The 14921-nt window shown below is 48.3% G+C and carries 12 protein-coding genes; 1 reads left to right on the top strand and 11 read right to left on the bottom strand.

Features of this window, described 5'->3' with window-relative positions; translation table 11 throughout:
• The first annotated feature begins 33 nt into the window (after positions 1-33).
• Positions 34-1005 (top strand): zinc transporter ZntB, encoded by a 972-nt coding sequence (locus EXY25_RS14970; RefSeq protein ID WP_130567421.1) that lies wholly within the window; start codon positions 34-36, stop codon positions 1003-1005.
• 45 nt (positions 1006-1050) lie between these two features.
• On the opposite strand, the gene EXY25_RS14965 is transcribed toward EXY25_RS14970, so the two are convergent.
• The 11 genes from EXY25_RS14965 to EXY25_RS14915 all read right to left on the bottom strand — a co-directional run bounded on the left by EXY25_RS14965 (position 1051) and on the right by EXY25_RS14915 (position 14601).
• Complete coding sequence (locus EXY25_RS14965) at positions 1051-1611, bottom strand: DUF3124 domain-containing protein (RefSeq protein ID WP_130567419.1); 561 nt, start codon at positions 1609-1611, stop codon at positions 1051-1053.
• A gap of 98 nt (positions 1612-1709) precedes the next feature.
• Positions 1710-2936, bottom strand: a complete 1227-nt coding sequence (locus tag EXY25_RS14960) for a potassium/proton antiporter (protein ID WP_130567417.1) — start codon at positions 2934-2936, stop codon at positions 1710-1712.
• A gap of 80 nt (positions 2937-3016) precedes the next feature.
• Entirely contained in the window at positions 3017-5818 is a 2802-nt protein-coding gene (locus EXY25_RS14955; RefSeq protein WP_130567416.1) for a M16 family metallopeptidase, read from the bottom strand.
• A 206-nt stretch (positions 5819-6024) separates the two neighbouring features.
• A complete protein-coding gene (locus EXY25_RS14950) occupies positions 6025-7917 on the bottom strand; it encodes a leucine-rich repeat protein (RefSeq protein WP_130567414.1) in 1893 nt (630 codons plus the stop codon).
• A gap of 38 nt (positions 7918-7955) precedes the next feature.
• Positions 7956-8396 (bottom strand): hypothetical protein, encoded by a 441-nt coding sequence (locus EXY25_RS14945; protein WP_130567412.1) that lies wholly within the window; start codon positions 8394-8396, stop codon positions 7956-7958.
• Positions 8397-8545: 149 nt separating this feature from the next.
• Positions 8546-8767 (bottom strand): YgdI/YgdR family lipoprotein, encoded by a 222-nt coding sequence (locus EXY25_RS14940; RefSeq protein ID WP_114339531.1) that lies wholly within the window; start codon positions 8765-8767, stop codon positions 8546-8548.
• A gap of 172 nt (positions 8768-8939) precedes the next feature.
• Positions 8940-9683 (bottom strand): type 1 glutamine amidotransferase domain-containing protein, encoded by a 744-nt coding sequence (locus EXY25_RS14935; protein WP_130567410.1) that lies wholly within the window; start codon positions 9681-9683, stop codon positions 8940-8942.
• Between the two features lie 363 nt (positions 9684-10046).
• Positions 10047-10520, bottom strand: a complete 474-nt coding sequence (locus EXY25_RS14930; RefSeq protein WP_114339529.1) for a DUF2947 family protein — start codon at positions 10518-10520, stop codon at positions 10047-10049.
• 168 nt (positions 10521-10688) lie between these two features.
• Positions 10689-11657, bottom strand: coding sequence for a sensor domain-containing diguanylate cyclase (locus EXY25_RS14925; RefSeq protein WP_246019575.1), 969 nt, complete (start codon positions 11655-11657; stop codon positions 10689-10691).
• A 163-nt stretch (positions 11658-11820) separates the two neighbouring features.
• A complete protein-coding gene (locus tag EXY25_RS14920; RefSeq protein WP_130567407.1) occupies positions 11821-12702 on the bottom strand; it encodes a DUF4437 domain-containing protein in 882 nt (293 codons plus the stop codon).
• Positions 12703-12978: 276 nt separating this feature from the next.
• A complete protein-coding gene (locus EXY25_RS14915) occupies positions 12979-14601 on the bottom strand; it encodes a cellulase family glycosylhydrolase (protein ID WP_246019574.1) in 1623 nt (540 codons plus the stop codon).
• Between the last annotated feature and the right edge of the window lie 320 nt (positions 14602-14921).

Raw genomic sequence — 14921 nt, 5'->3', positions numbered from 1 at the left:
GCTGGCAACCCAATAAGAATCAGAGTAGAGAAAATGATGGCGACTGTAGCTGGGGTAATACATGCACTTCAACTCGACGGCACAGGCGGAGCAAGTGCGCTGCCACCAGAACAGATAACCAGTAGCTCCCATACCGAGTCCAGATGGCTACATTTAGACCTTAACGAACTGCAACCAGAACAACTGCAAAACGAACTGGGGTTATCCCCTACAACCGTAGATATGCTGTGCGCCGAAGATACACGCCCTCGCTGTGTTCAAGCCCAAGAAGGCGTCCTCCTAAACTTACGCGGTATCAATATCAACCCCGGCGCAGAACCAGACGATATGGTGTCACTGCGGATCCTTTGCCAAGCCCACCGCCTTATCAGTGTCAGAAAGCGCCGAATTTATTCAGTATTAGATGTAACTACGCAATTGCACGCTGGCAATGGGCCGAAACATATTGACGAACTGCTGGCATCATTAACAAAGCACTTAACTCACCGCATGCGCGACTTGATTGACCAACTCGAAGATCAGACCGACTTAGCCGAAGACCAACTTTTTGAGAAGGGTGATTTGTCTGTCAGTGAACGGATCTACCCACTACGTACGCAACTGATCCACTTTCGTCGCTATTTTGCACCACAGAAAGATGCCATCCTCGCCCTGATCAGCCTTAAACCCGATTGGTTAAGCGAAGATTCACGCTTTGGACTTCGGGAACGCGCCGATGCCACACAAAGGTTGATTGAACAAATTGACACCCTCAAGGAGCGACTGAGCTTTATTAAAGCTGAAGTGGAAGGCCAGCTGGCAGCTAAAAGTGAAAAACGTATCTACCTGCTAACCATATTTGCCGGTATTTTTGTACCTATGGGTTTCTTCACTGGCTTGCTGGGTATCAACGTCGGAGGCATCCCTCTCGCCGATAATGAGTGGGGCTTTACCCTTGTATGTGGGCTTATTCTCGTCACCGCGGCGATCCAAGTGGCTATTTTTTACATTAAACGTTGGTTTTAGCCTATTGGTCGCAGCAGCAATTTAGGACATGCGGTTGTAAGCACGCTAATGGGTGATCCCTCGGCTGGTAAAAGAGACCTCAGTATAATCCGACGAACCAACCATCACAGCTTCTAGGATCGGTGGCGTCAGGTCAGGAACGGCTGACCAAACCACCAAATAGTTAGCCCCTGAACCACCACTGATATCACTTTTTTCTGCAAGATACTCTGCGCTAGCTAATGGGTTGAGTTGGATCGGCGTAGCCAGCATCTCTTTTACTAAATGACCGGATGAATCATAGTAGTTTACAGAATGAATGGTCATGCCATATTCGCTGTCGGTGTTACGCACTATCAAGGCGCTTTCCAGTAGCAGCGGTTTACCACCGTCACCATACACATGGGAATAGCTAGGAATATAGGTTGTACGCATCATCGCCCCTTCGGGGGTGGCGCTTTTTAGCTGCGGTACCGTCGCATGCTGCTTATTAAGCTGGCCATAGCCAAGCTTGTCTTCCATGGTTTCCATCTTGCTCACCAAGTTACCCAAATAACCACTGACACCGATAAGTACCAGTAAAATAACAACGGACAGCGATGTTACCCATACTCTTTCTTTAGCCATTCTTCATTCCTTAAAAACCATGGAGATTGGTTACACATTAGTGTGCTACGTGCCGTTAGGTTTACCAATATTCCGCTCTTCAAGTTAGACACTTTTGTCTAACGGCGTTCAATTTTATCTGGCGGACTTTTTTCAACGTTATCATTAAGTCGCAATGCTTTTGCCAATGGCTCGATCGCTCCGCTCTGCATGAGTACCGACACCAAGACAATAAAAAACACCATATGGATGATTTGAGTGCCCTCAGCAAGGCCTGCCGCGGCGGGGATCAATGCAAAAACAATCGGGGTTGCGCCTTTCAGGCCAATCGCAGAAATAAACAGGCGTTTACGCCAGCTCGCCCGGCGAAATGGCAGATAACATATCTGCACAGCCAGCGGACGGGCGACAAACACCAATAACAAAGCGGGCAAAATAGAGATAATAAACACAGGCCAAAGTTGCTGCGGAAATATCTGTAGCCCCAGCACCACAAACATCAACGACTGAGCCAGCCAAGCCAAGCTGTTAAAGAAGTGCTTACTCACCTCCTTGCCCCGCTGTAGCTCATTGCCAATTATGACCCCTACAACATAAGCGGCGATCAATATATTGCCGCCAAGCAGATCGGTGCCATAGGTGGCGATGATAAAACTCGCGAAAATAAACACAGGGATCAAGCCATACTCTTGCAGTTTGATATGATTAAGCGACCACACCGCCAGCTTCCCAATCAGGTATCCCCCCGCTAAACCGACGATCACCTGTTGGCTTAACATCAGCAATATCTCGCTGACAACTATCTGAGCTCCGCCGCTACTCAGCGCAATGTCCGTCAACAAGATCACCGTCAACAAAGCCACGGGATCATTGGTGGCTGATTCGAACTCAAGCACGGTATCCGTTTGCTCTTTAAGCTTTAGTTTCTTTGATTCAAGTATGGAAAATACTGCCGCCGCATCAGTGGACGAAACAATGGCAGCAAACAATAAACAGGTGATCAGTTCAAAATCGAGCAAGCCATATAAAATCAGGCCAAAAATAAGCGTCGTCAACATGACACCAAGAGAGGAGAGTGCCCCACCCTCTTTATAAGCCACTTTGATTTTTGCTGTGGAGGTATTTAACCCACCAACAAACACGATGACATTAAGCGCGACCTCCCCGACAAGAGAGGTAAGCCGCAGGTTGTCATAAACAAAGTTAAATTCACCGTTGCCGAGCGCTAAGCCTACGCCGATAAAAATCAGCAGCGAAGGCACGCCCAAGCTTTTTGATGGATGGTGAAGCAAAATACCGATGACGATCAGCATAGCAATACCGACCATTGCCACTTCAAATGACACCGCTATGCCCTCTCCATATGTTGACGATAACCATGACAAGACAAAGGCTAGAGTGACAGCTCAACTAGCCTTTTTTTCGTTTACTCAGGTTGCTGATACTCTTCGATACGGCTCATGCCTATCGCCTGCAATTGCGGGATGATCTGCGCTTTATCGCCAACAATGACCCACGCTAACTTGTCCGGATGGATCACCTCAACAGCAGCGGCCTCCACATCACTTAATTGCAAGCTACGGTAAGCGCCAGCCAATGCGCCAATATAGCTGTCGGGTCGCTCAAAGCGCTGATTAGCTTGCAGCGCCGCCATCACGTTCCCTGCGGTTTCATAACGGCCAGGCAGTTGCCGCGAACGATACGCCACCACCTTGTCCAGCTCTTGCTGACTGGCAGGTGAGTCGCCGAGATAAGCCGTAAATTCACGTTTTAATTCAGCAATAGCGTCGCCTGTGCGGTCAGTTTGCACTGGCGCGTAGATCATCCAAGGACGTTGGCCTTTAGCATCAATGAAGAAAGAGTAAGCGCCGTAAGCCCAGCCCTTATCTTCACGCAAATTCATATTGATCCGTGCCGTAAACAAGCCACCAATCACATCATTCATCGACTTAACCGCAATGTTATTTGCCACCCCCGTAGGCGGCGCAACATGCCCAGCCAAAATGAGAGACTGTGGCGAACCCGGCTTATCAACGATCAACACACGGCTCTGCTTTGGTAGCTCAACTTGTGCTATCTGCTTGACTGGTTTAGCCATCTTGTTTGCCTGCCAACGACCCAACGTGTTTTCCAATAGTGGCATCACCGTCGCTAGCTCTGTGTCGCCCACCACGAACAGCGTGGCGTTATCTGGCTGCAACCATTGCGTATGGAACTGCTGCAGATCGGCCTGAGTGATAGCGGAAACCGCCGCCGTGGTGCCAGAACCGGTTAATGGAATACTGTAGGCATGACCTTGGCCATACAGCAGTGGCGGCAGCGTATGCATCGCTATCGACACTGGGCTAGCCCACTCTTGCTGTATTTTTGCTAAGACGATCTGCCGCTGTCGTTCCAGCTCTTCGGCATCAAAACTGGGGGACTGCACCACCTTCGCCATCAGCGTTAACGCATCAACAAGGTTGCCCTTTAGCGCAGACAAACTTACCGTCGATGTATCCAGACTCGAATCAGTGGTTAGCCTTGCCCCCAGCGTTTCCAACTGCTCAGCCAGTTCAAGGCCGGTAATGCCATCGCTACCCTCATCCAGCATGTTCAATGTCAGGTTGGAAAGCCCCGGCTTACCGCCAGCGTCCGCAGCGTAGCCCGCATCAAACTGCAACGCGACATTCACCACCGGTACCGTCGCTCGACGAGCAAACACCACATTGATGCCATTTTTCAAGGTTGCCCGTTCGACCGCAGGGAAAACTAAATCAGGTGTCGTTGCTACCTGTGGCAAGGCACTGCGATCAACCCCTTCGTCTTGAGCCATAGGCTCACCGTAGGGCAATACCGTTAGCTGATAATCACCCGCACTTATCCACCGACCGGCAAGTTCGCCAACTTGTTCAACCGACGCATCCACTAACCACTGCAATCCTTGGCGCCAAAACGCCGGGTCTCCACCATAGAGCTGACTTTCCGCTAACAGACTCGCCTTGCCAGAGAAGCCGCCAACTTTTTCAAGTCCGCGGGTATACGCCGCCATCACTTGGGTCTTGGCGCGATCTAATTCAACTTGAGTCGCTCCTTGCGACAAAAAGCGTTGCCACTCTTCATCGACAATCTGATTCACTTTATGCAGATCAGCATCCACTTTCAGATCCGCTTCTAAGTAGAAGAAGCTGGTCAACTCATGGGGTTCAATCTGTACAGAAACGCTTGTTGCCAATTGCTCCTGATGCACTAACCGCTGATACAGTCGTGATGTCTTACCTTTACCCAAGATCTGCGCAGCCAATTCCAACTGGAAGCGTGCCGGTTGTGAACGACCGGGGATCGCAAAGTAGCGGTAGATCCTTGGGCTGGGCACGCGATCATACATAAGTTCACGCGTGGTCTGCGTACGCTCAGGAACCATCGCCTGCAAACGATGCAATGGGGGGCCAGCAGGAATGTCACCGAAGTATTTTTCCATCAGCGGTTTAGCTGCAACGAGATCAATATCCCCCGCCAACACAATCACGGCATTATTGGGGCCGTAATATTGCTTAAACCAGGCATGAACATCTTCCAACGACGCCGCGTCAAGATCCGCCATCGAGCCGATAGTTGACCAGCGATAGGGGTGTCCTTCCGGCATCAAACCCTCGAGGATCCGGTACTCCGTCATACCATAAGGCCGGTTGTCACCCTGACGTTTCTCGTTTTGTACCACGCCACGCTGATTATCCAGCTTTTCTTGAGTCACTGCCCCGAGCATATGCCCCATACGATCTGACTCTAAGAACAGTGCCAACTCCAATGCTGGGGTAGGTACCGTCTGAAAATAGTTAGTGCGGTCAAACCAAGTCGTGCCATTAAGATCGGTCGCGCCCACCGCTTCCAATGGCCCAAAGTACTCATCATCATGGTTTTCAGAGCCATTAAACATCAAATGCTCAAACAGATGAGCGAAGCCGGTTTTGCCGGGTGCTTCATCTTTAGAGCCGACGTGATACCAGACACTTACAGCCACCAAGGGCGCTTTGCGATCGGTATGCACTATCACTTTTAAGCCGTTATTCAATTCGAACGCCTCATAAGGCAGCTCGATATCAGCGACACTGAGCGGTAACTCGGTGATCTCCTCCGCTGGGGTGCCTAAAGCGACGGGTTCGGGCTGCTTAGGCTGACATGCGCTAAGCAGTGCGGGTGCCAAGATAACAAAGAATAGAATGCTAAAAATGCGAAACAAAAACGGCATGCAAGCCTCCAATGCTGCAAAGGGGTATAAGTTTCATAACCTTACAACCATAGCCTATGCAGTTTTTTTTGGAAGAGAGCGCTGGAAGTAATCATAAGGAAACGAGCCACAAATGGGATAACGAGCATTTTGTGCCAAGCAGGCGCTAAACAAATTGCTGGATCAAAAAAGGCGCCGTAGCGCCTCTAATTTAAACTCATATGTAGCTACTCACACACCTCTTGGTTATCTGAAACATTCACCTCTCCCGCTACAGTAATTTGATTCTCAACCAAGGATTCAATTTCAGACTGACATAACAATGAATTACCCGTGACAACGAAATCGCCATCAACCACGGTTAACGCCTCAAAGCCGAAATCACTAAGGGTGTCATTTTGTCGCACATCAACCGATGATTGCAAAGTCTCAATATTATTAAACATCGCCAGCGACGTCAGCTTAGGGTTACCATCAATAGTGACACGGTTCGCTGAATCAATGTCGTAAAATGCATCAATATTTACAAGCTGCGGATTCATAGAAAAAATAATATTAGTGATAGAAATAAGAGACTCAAAACTAGAAAAAGAAATCAGCTCATCGTTGCTTCGAATCTCGATAGTTCTGACAACGAAGTCACTACCGCCTTGCAAATCGACATGAGTGAGCCGTGCATTATTTTCAAGAAAGAGATCACTCATCGATACAGGAAGCAGGAGAGCAGGCATATCAACGATGTTGGTGCCTTCAATGCTAATTGAAGGTTCGCGTCCTTTTCTATCACTCGTCAATTGAACCCCGTTAAAGGCTGAGAGGTCACTGACAGGCGCCAAGATATCTAGCCCCGCAATACGTTGCAAGGCTGGAAATTCTGGTATTTTGTTAATCCCACCAGAAATAGACAACTTCTCTTCCACACTTTCCAATGCATCAAATCCGAATAAACGGGTATGACATTCAGAACTGATCGAAAAGTCACCAGCAATACTTACCAAGCTGTTAAAACTTAAGTTTATATCTGTAGCGTCAACATCCTCGCACTGGACGCCGTCCGGAACATCACTGATGTGGAATTGGCCGTCAACGGATTGAAGCAACGGAAAAGCATCGCCAAGATCAGCCATGGTGCCAACAGACAAAGATACACCTTCGGAAACCGAAACCAGATAGGAAAAATTTGGCCACTCATCGGTTGTCAGTAACGTGTTCATGAATAGTGCGGTCAAAGAGTCGCCCACGGGGAGTTGAGCTGCAGAACTCAATGGATGATCGACCAAATCTTCAATTATTAGTGCGCCAGTGAATGGTTCAATCTGCTGCAACCCACTCAAATCGTCCAAAAATGTCCTAGTGAGAGAGATCCGGTCTGAAATGGCACTCAACTGGCTTAAAGGCTGTAATGAGGCAACAGGCGCATTGTCGATACTTAACGTATTCATAATGCCCGACACTCCTGACAAGCCCTCTAACGAACTAAAAATAGGCTGTTCGGCAACCCACAACCCTCCAGGCAAGCTTTTCAATGAGTTCAGGCCAATTAGGCTAACCAAGGAGTTATTTAAGTTAAGTTGGATACCCTGCTCAATCGTCTCAACAGCACCTAATCCAGTCATATCAACAAGCGCAGACGATTCAGCAATGGCTAAAAGCCCACCAATATATTCGAGATTATCTAGCCCCCCTAAGTTCGCCAATCTATGTGAGTGAAATACAGTGAGATCACCATCAACGGTTATTAGTGACTCAAGCCCCGACAAATCAGTCAATCCGACACTAATAATACCTAACCTTTCACCGACATATTCGAGGTTGTCTAGCCCTTTTAGGCTCGTCAAGGAATCGTCGTCCTCGACAAAAAGGTTTCCATTAATCCTTCTAAGTGACTCCAGCCCAGACAAATCTGTCAGTCCTGTATTCGAAATAAATAAGGTACCCTCAATTATTTCAATTCCCTGCATCGCAGCGATCGTTTCAGCACTCGACTCACCGTTAATACAATAATTGAAGCCCTCCAACTCATCGCTACAAGGATCAGGATTAGGATCAGGAGGAGGCAGGTCAAAGTCTAAACTGTCAGAGCTATGACCAATCAGCATGCCGACGGTCAGCAGCAACATCGCCGCTTTCAGGGTGTTGTCTCTGTAGTGTTTCCAGTTCACGAGGAACCTCCATGTTTATTTGCAAACCAATAGGTAACGCCTAGCACAGGCAGAGCGATTAAGTCTGTTGGGTCAACTTGATTGCTACTCGCGCCTAAACCCAGCGGTTGGCCAATCAAAGTCAATGATGTTTTCAGCAGTTCAGATGCATCTGTATTCAATTTCACCAAGCTCAAAACGGCTCCGGTAACAAACAAGCCGATCACGATGCGGAGCTTAAAATGAACATGGAACCATTGCAGGACAGCACAGATAAACAGGGGCAGGAAGAAGCAAACCAGCAGGTCAGACAGCTTACCTGTCAGCCAATTGCCGTAGGCGGCCTTGAGGTAAAAGTTATTCAGACCGAACAGTGCTATAGAGGAGAAAACCCAGCCATTATAAAATTCGGGGCAATGCCAACGACTCAGCTGTTCCTTGCTTTTTATACTATCCACAATACTTAGCTCTACATCTTAGAGCGACGGAGCTTAACCCACTGAGCCAGTAAAATCAGTGATTAAATTAACTAAATTAGTATGTTAACAACATAAAGCCACATCGTCTGATGTGGCTTTATCGCTAACCCAATAGATGTTTTTTACGATTAACGCTCCATGATCTGCGCCACTTCATCTTTAGTCAGATAAAGCTCTTTACCATCTTGATCATAGTACTTATACATACCCGTTTCTTCATCCAGCACCGGCTTACCATAGGCCGTAATCAAGGTGCCATCTTTAGTGCTCACCACATATTCTGTCGTACCACATGCCACCAATAACAGTGACATGACGACGGCAATAAGAATTCGCATATGCTTCTCCATAGTTGTAGTTTCCTTGCCAACAAACACCTTTAATCAGTGTAGTCAAAGATCAATGAAGTACGGGGCGAGATAGGAAACAGTAGGCAACAGGAGTCATCGGGGAAATAGGCGGCAGAGGGAAGAGTGCGCCCCCCATGGAGCAAAGGCGCGATGTTAAAACAACGCTGTTAATCTACTTCTTTAGCAGCGCTGCGACAGTTTCACCCAATAACTTGGCTGACTGCGGGTTTTGTCCTGTTACAACGCGCTGATCAGCCACCACTTTGCTCTGCCAAGGCGCCGCTTTACTGAAACTGGCACCCCGCTCAATCAACTGATCTTGTAACAGAAACGGCATCACTTGAGTTAGTTCTATCTGCTCTTCTTCCAGATTAGAGAATCCAGTGACCTGCTTGCCTGCAATCAAGTAGCTACCATCGCTCAGCTTAATATCCAACAGCGCTGCCGGACCATGGCAGACCGCAGCAACCACACCACCTTGTTCGTAGATGGCTGCAGATACGCTATTCACGTCTGGGTTATTGGGAAAGTCCCACATGGTGCCGTGACCACCGCTATAGACAACCGCGCGATAATCAGCAGGATTTACTGAAGCCAAGGTCGCCGTGTTCTCAATCTGTTGTTTCAACTTGGCATCGGCGAGGAACCTCTGATTCTCAGCGTCTTCCTCTGTCAGGCTATTTGGATCTATCGGTGCTTTACCGCCTTTAATACTGACGATCGTCACCTCAAAACCTGCATCAGCCAAGGCATAATAGGGGTGAGTCAACTCAGCTAACCAGTACCCCGTTGGTTTACCTGTGTCGCCCATTTGGCTGTGACTGGTCAGTACCATCAACACTTTATCTGCGGCTAAGCTGGTGGTGGATGCAAAGGCCAATACAGCTAGCAAAACGCTTTTAATCAGCAATTTCATGTTTCTGTTCTCCATTTTCAAAAATAATAAGTGGTTCTGAAACCAAGACTCACAATATCGGCATCCACGGCAAATAGCCTCGAACTACCAGTAACCACCAGCATGCCAGCTAAATATGTACGGATTGACGTCGAGTGTAGATCCCCACTGGGCATAAAACTAATGAAGATCTTTTATAAGAATGATTCAAACTGTGAATAGCTCAGCAACAGAGAGTGCTCAGCGCTCTCTGTTCCATCTGCTCAATGAAAAACAGAGCCAAGCATCGATACCCCCGCGATACTCCCATTCGCCATGGGTGAGGCGCGCAGGTTAAGCAAGTCACGGCGGTGATGCAGTCAAGAGAAGAGCGACAGTACCAAGCTAAGGCTTAGTACCGATGCGAAAGCTACCATTGGAGAGAAACTGCACCGCTTCAGGGCGCTTCTTCGCCACCAGCAAAGCGCCATCATCCATAAACAGAAAGTTTTTCCAGCAGCGTTGAAACGTCGCCCATGTTGTCTCAATCACTGACTGCTGATCGTTGCAGTAATAAACCACCGTATTGGCTTCCCACGGTAAGTGCGCCTGGATCATCTCCGGCAGCGAAACAGCGTCGCTATCCCAGACAGACTCCCATTCACCTTCCTCTTTCCAGGTTTCAATGCTAAACGGCCAATCGCCTTTGCGGAAAAAATCAGGATGATCAGTCTGTTTGCTGATTAATGCTTTCCATAACGTGGCTGCGCGCGCTTCGGTCATCGGCTTAATCGCCAACCGATCATCATCACTGATCGGCAGATCCGTACGGTTAAAGATCCACGGTTTTTTATGTTCAGAAAGAGAGATGTAACTCATAGCCAGCCTGTTTTAAGGGGAACGAACAGATTGTAACAAGGCTAAGTCTGTTTAACGACCATTGCGACCATATTCAAGGAGCGCGCCGCGGCAAGTGATAAACCTGCACAGTTCTGTGGTCGAGTTTAGTAATCATAAAGCAGTTCAGTTGCAGCACCCGAATAGCATTTATGGCACTTTCGCTTTTTTCTCCATCATTACATGGTCGGCACGGTCTAGTAGTTCTTCAAAACTCAGGTTGAGATCGACCTCGATATCACCAATAGAAACAGTAAAATCAGGCAACTTTTGCTGACGTTGTGCCTCTTCAAACCCCGTAAGGATCCGTTTCTGCAACTGTCGAATGTCATCCGGGCTCTGCACAACAACCAAAGCCACAAACTCATCTCCTCCTAACCTGCCAACCACATCCGAACGTCGTATAGCTTTAAAGATGGACTGCGCCACGGCAATAAGCACCTTATCCCCGATCCCATGACCATACTTATCGTTGATCACCTTAAACTCGTCGATATCAAAGTAGAGCAGTGCTTGGCGCATATTCATTCGCTTAGCAAGCAAGATCCGTTGATGCGCCAACGCAGTAAAACCACGCCGATTATTAATATCAGTCAGCGAATCAGTGATGGCTAGCGTTTGCATCTGTTGGTACAGAGACATCAGCGACAGATCAGACTCCAAGATATCTTTGAGCTGCTCAATCAACTCGATGTAGGTGTCTGAGTATTCAGTCTCTTTGTAATCCATGACACAAAAGGTGCCGAAAGGCTGCTTGTTAGGCCAAAAAACAGGCACGCCTAAGTAGGAACGAAAGCCATCTTGATGCACCTCTGGGTTGGTATCCCAGCAAGGGTCGATCATCGCGTTGGGTACATAGAGGGCTTGTCCGGTTTCAACAATACGGCGGCAAAAAATGTTGGCATCACTTTCAATTACGATACCTGCAGGGTAAGGGTTTGAGCTCTGCTCACTGGAGATAGTCACTTGAAAGCCCGCAGAGGTATGTTGCACCAAAAAGCCAGCTGGCGCATGAAACAATTTTGACAGCAGATTAACTGTTTTTTGCCATTTACCCAGCGAAATCAAATCGCTTGGATGCTCCAACAGAAACAGATCCTGATCAATAGGATTAGGCAATATAAGCTCCTAGTAATCGCACGACGAACCGAACGGCGTAATCAACCACTATCAAAGTTTAGCCCTATTCCCTATTTTCGCCGCTCAAGCGACGAAAACAGTGACACCTAATCACCGAACTGAGCACAAACGCCTTGCTAAATGGCTGACTAAACCCCGAATCCTAGTTTGGCGTAATGTTAATTCTGCCGTCCGTGCGAATGTAGATAATGCTCTCCAATTCGTCACTGGTTGTCACTGAGTGTTGCGCTGCGCCCTTAGAACCAAAGTAGCTGCCAGGTGCTAAATTGACGCTGTTGTTATCTGTAGTTGCCTGATAGGCAACTTGCCCTTGAATAAGCACCGCCCGAAAGGTGGAGGCCTGACTATCTATCGTGCCGTTAAAACCAGCAGGTAGCTTGAGCAGCACGCCATTGACATGACCATCTTGTGGTTTGCCCCAAAGAAAGGCGATTTCGGGAGCGTTGCCAGAGGTTGGCATTCCGGCCTGTTGCAGCCAGCTGATATTCGATGCTTCCACCCACACGATATTGGACACATCAACGTTCACCGGTCTTTCACCACTATCAAACGCTTCGTCAGTAGGCAGCACCAGATATGGCCCCTCATCAATCTCGATATACGCAAGGGTGCTATTGCCCTTAGCCGCAGTGATGTGTGATTCACCTTTCGGCTGGGTCCAAAAAGATCCCGCTGGCATCCACATCTCAACCGCTGTGGGATCATCGTTATGAATCAAACCACTGATCACGACGCCACGGTAAGTCACATTATGAATATGTGGGGGAGACTGAAAGCCATCCATAGGCTTTAGCAGGTATCCTGTCGCCTCAGAGCCATTACGATCGCCCCACAGGGTACCGGCTCTCGGGCTCTTATCGCCACGAGCAGGATTAAGGTGCTCCCACTTCACGTTTTCTCGCAACACCAATTCGTAGCTAGGTGCGGCAACGTGATCACTGACAACGGCTTCAGACGCCTGCAATGAGCCCGCACTGCCGATAGCGACAGCAACGACGAGTACCTCAGATAGCAATATGTTCATGTCCCGTGATTCCTTTTAAACAGCGGTTAAATAAAAAACCAGCAGCCACAGTAAACCGAGATGAAAAATATAAAAACCACTGCAACGAATAATGTTTATCAACAAAATGTTGATAATTAACGTTCGAACTTAGCCTATCAATATAGCAAGCAGTGCCGTTCGAGAAGAACGTCTGAGAAAGTGACCAACAGTAAACAAGCCATTTAGCGCTCTAAAAAAAAGCCCCCAGTATCTGGAGGCTTCTTGAGGTCTATCGTTAACGATTCGGTGTTCGACTTACTCGCTGCAATTAGCGACAAAACTCCAGGAGTGGTCGCTACCCGGCACCGAGTTGGTATACCATTTTGCTAAGTACAATTTGCCGCTGTGTACCATCTGGTCACCCTTATTTTGGTGCGTTGGCTGACCACCAGACCAATCCTTACGGATCCAATTTGGGTAGACAGAGACATCCTGGCACTGGCCCGCAGTATCACCGCCAGTATCTCCTCCGGTATCGCCGCCATCATCGTCATTTGTAGCTTTCTCGACTTCAAACCAGTTCAAGTTCCAGCCTCGACCAGTCGCTTCTATCACCAGATCTTGCTTACCTTTATTCAATTCAACCTGATGACTGATGGTTTTCCAGCTCTGCCAGGCGCCCGTCGGCGAAATATCTAAGGTAGCGTAAACATCACCGTCAACAGACTGTAACTGCAAACCAGTGTGACGATCCTTGGCAGCCACTCGGTAAGACACCTTGTAGCGACCGGTATCGGCAACGTTAACGCGATACGTCATGCTATCGCTGGTTTCAATCCAGCCGACGTTCTCACCGCCACCACTATCAGCCGTCGCTTGGGTTTTAATCCCAACCATAGAGCAATAGTCTTCTGCCTGAATTTTGCCCGGCACCGCCACCGCCTCACATGTCGATGGATCGGTATCGCCATCATCGCCACCATCACTGCCGTCTGCGGTCGGCCAACCTTTGATGATGTCACGCACCTTCTCACCAGACTCAGTGTAAGCACCCGACGGAGTCAGTGCAGATGCCCCTTCATACTTGTCATTGTATGCCCAGTTTGCATGGCTGATATTGTGCTCTTGCAGGAAGGCCATCCATGCATCTGTGCTGCTGTGATCAACCGCACCATCACCATTGGCACTGACCGCACCCCACTCCGTTGCAAACAACGCAATGCCGTTATCAAGGGCGGTTTTGGCCGCTGAACGAAGGTATTCACGGTGTGTGGCTGCATAAAAGTGCAGTGTATAAGCGATGTTAGTGCCATCGATAGGATCCAGCGAAGCCTCATCTACCTTTTGCGACCATTGCGGCGTTCCCACCACAATCAGGTTATCCGGATCTTCCGCTCGAATAGCTGAAATAACCGCCTCAGAGTATGGCTTAATGTCTGACCAGGGGATCTGCAGTGGCTCATTATAGATCTCGTAGATCACGTGATCGTAATGACCATAATCTTTCGCCATACGCGAGAAGAAATCTTTCGCTTTGCTCCAATCATGCTCGTGGGCATGGTGGGAGTGCCAGTCGATGATCACATACATATCATTGTCGATAGCCGACTCGACAACCCGTCGGACCTTGGCTTCATTTCCTGCAGGGTCATCAAAGTAACCGCCGTTCTCATCAACGCCCATCGCCGCCCGCACTAGGTTGGCGTTCATGTCACTCTTAATTTTCGCCACCGACTCGGCGTCGTAAAACTTTTCTCCGCCCCAGCCATTGTTACTCCAAAACAAGCTCATGCCGGCAAAGCTTTTTTTCTCGCCACCGGCTAAAACCTGGTTTCCACTGACGGTTAACGGCTCTACAGCATGGGCAAATGAAGCTGCCAGTGCACTAATAAGCAAAACGCTTTTGCACGCAACATAAACCGAATTCAAGTTCTTCATGACTCTCATAATCTGTGGGTACCCTCTGTTTGTTATTGTGATTTAGCTATTCGGCGTGCCAAAGCTCAATGAAGTCATGCCCTACCGCTTACAACACCAAACGCTAACTTAATGTTTTAATTAACTTAAACAGATAGACATTAACTTTTTGACACTATGGAGTCAATTATTTGACGCGACATCAGAGTGGAAAGTCAACAGAGCGCTGACAAACTTCCATTTCAGCAAAGATAAAATTATCTCCTGCGGTAACGAGTCCGAAGTCAGAACGCCCCGTCCCAACGCGCCCACAACTCAACCCTATTAAGTTCCATTTACCT

Origin of the sequence: Corallincola spongiicola (assembly GCF_004284785.1) — a bacterium.
Lineage (GTDB): Bacteria > Pseudomonadota > Gammaproteobacteria > Enterobacterales > Neiellaceae > Corallincola > Corallincola holothuriorum.
Note: the sequence above shows the minus strand (reverse complement) of the source record. Positions and strands in the feature narration are given on the sequence as shown.

Coding starts and splice junctions, on each gene's coding strand:
- EXY25_RS14970 (WP_130567421.1), top strand. CDS start 34: ATGATGGCGACTGTAGCTGGGGTAATACATGCACTTCAACTCGACGGC.
- EXY25_RS14965 (WP_130567419.1), bottom strand. CDS start 1,611: ATGGCTAAAGAAAGAGTATGGGTAACATCGCTGTCCGTTGTTATTTTA.
- EXY25_RS14955 (WP_130567416.1), bottom strand. CDS start 5,818: ATGCCGTTTTTGTTTCGCATTTTTAGCATTCTATTCTTTGTTATCTTG.
- EXY25_RS14950 (WP_130567414.1), bottom strand. CDS start 7,917: ATGTTGCTGCTGACCGTCGGCATGCTGATTGGTCATAGCTCTGACAGT.
- EXY25_RS14940 (WP_114339531.1), bottom strand. CDS start 8,767: ATGGAGAAGCATATGCGAATTCTTATTGCCGTCGTCATGTCACTGTTA.
- EXY25_RS14935 (WP_130567410.1), bottom strand. CDS start 9,683: ATGAAATTGCTGATTAAAAGCGTTTTGCTAGCTGTATTGGCCTTTGCA.
- EXY25_RS14930 (WP_114339529.1), bottom strand. CDS start 10,520: ATGAGTTACATCTCTCTTTCTGAACATAAAAAACCGTGGATCTTTAAC.
- EXY25_RS14920 (WP_130567407.1), bottom strand. CDS start 12,702: ATGAACATATTGCTATCTGAGGTACTCGTCGTTGCTGTCGCTATCGGC.
- EXY25_RS14915 (WP_246019574.1), bottom strand. CDS start 14,601: ATGAAGAACTTGAATTCGGTTTATGTTGCGTGCAAAAGCGTTTTGCTT.